Source organism: Variovorax cryoconiti (assembly GCF_051216395.1).
Classification (GTDB): domain Bacteria; phylum Pseudomonadota; class Gammaproteobacteria; order Burkholderiales; family Burkholderiaceae_C; genus Variovorax.
In genome coordinates, this window is the sequence record NZ_JBPJZI010000085.1 from 1 (window position 1) to 1,033 (window position 1,033).

The window sequence follows — 1,033 nt, forward strand, 5'->3', positions numbered from 1 at the left end:
GAAGCTGAACGCACAGCACGCGCCAACCAGGATGCGGCGCGGCATGCGCCGGAAATCCGGCGCGGAAGGAAGAACAGAGAGGATGTCGCGCATCCGCGCAACGAGACTCCGGAGTATCCGCAAGGCTTGCTCCACGATGAAAGAAAGTCCGGCATTCTCACAGCACCGCTGCCCATAATCCGAAACCATGCAGAGCATCTTCCACCTTGCCTTCAATGTTCGCGGCCTCGACGGCGCCCGCCGCTTCTATGGCGACGTGCTCGGCTGCGCCGAAGGCCGCAGCACCGACACCTGGGTCGACTTCGACTTCTTCGGCCACCAGATTTCCCTCCACCTCGGCGAACCCTTCGCCACTGCCCGCACCGGCCGCGTCGGCGACGTGATGGTGCCAATGCCGCACTTCGGCCTCGCGCTGGCCCTGCCCGACTGGCAGGCAATGGCCGCGCGGCTCGAAGCCGCCGGCACCGAGTTCGTGCTGAAGCCGCAGGTGCGCTTCGAGGGCCAGCCGGGCGAGCAATGGACGATGTTCTTCTTCGACCCGTTCGGCAACCCGATCGAGATCAAGGGCTTCCGCTCCCTCGAAACGCTGTACGACAAGTGAAATGACCCCGCGCCGGATCGCCCCTCGCGGCGCCGCCGCACTCTTCGCACTCCTCTGTGCCACGGCGGCGCATGCCCAGCTCGACTGCGAGCTCAACGGCCGCAGCGTGAACCCCGCCAACGGCAGCAGCACCGCCGGCAAGACCGGCCTGCTGCGCTGCAAGGACCACGCAACCGGCGAGTTGCAGCGCGAAGAGCAGATCCAGAACGGCGTGTCGATGGGCCTGGTGCGCATCTACGAGAAGGGCAAGCTCGCCAAGGAGCACAGCCTCAACGCCAAGGGCAACCTGCACGGCCGCGCCCGCGAGTTCTCGCCCACGGGCCGCGTGCTGCGCGACGCCACCTACGACGACGGCCAGGAGCGCGGGCTGGTGCGCAACTTCTACCCCGACGGCAAGCTGCGGCGCGCCATCTTCTATCCCGACACCGGCAG

Annotated in this window: 2 protein-coding genes; both read left to right on the forward strand. The window is 67.1% G+C overall.

The window, feature by feature from the left end; all coding sequences use genetic code 11:
- The first annotated feature begins 187 nt into the window (after window positions 1-187).
- On the forward strand, window positions 188-601 hold the full coding sequence (locus ACSFA2_RS25915) for a VOC family protein (protein WP_435458188.1): 414 nt from the start codon (window positions 188-190) through the stop codon (window positions 599-601).
- Window position 602: 1 nt separating this feature from the next.
- Window positions 603-1,033, forward strand: a 431-nt coding sequence (locus ACSFA2_RS25920) for a toxin-antitoxin system YwqK family antitoxin (protein WP_435458189.1), incomplete at its 3' end; no start/stop codon positions are given.

Bases quoted from the DNA above. Each gene is read 5' to 3' on its own strand.
- ACSFA2_RS25915 (WP_435458188.1), top strand. From the start codon at position 188: ATGCAGAGCATCTTCCACCTTGCCTTCAATGTTCGCGGCCTCGACGGC.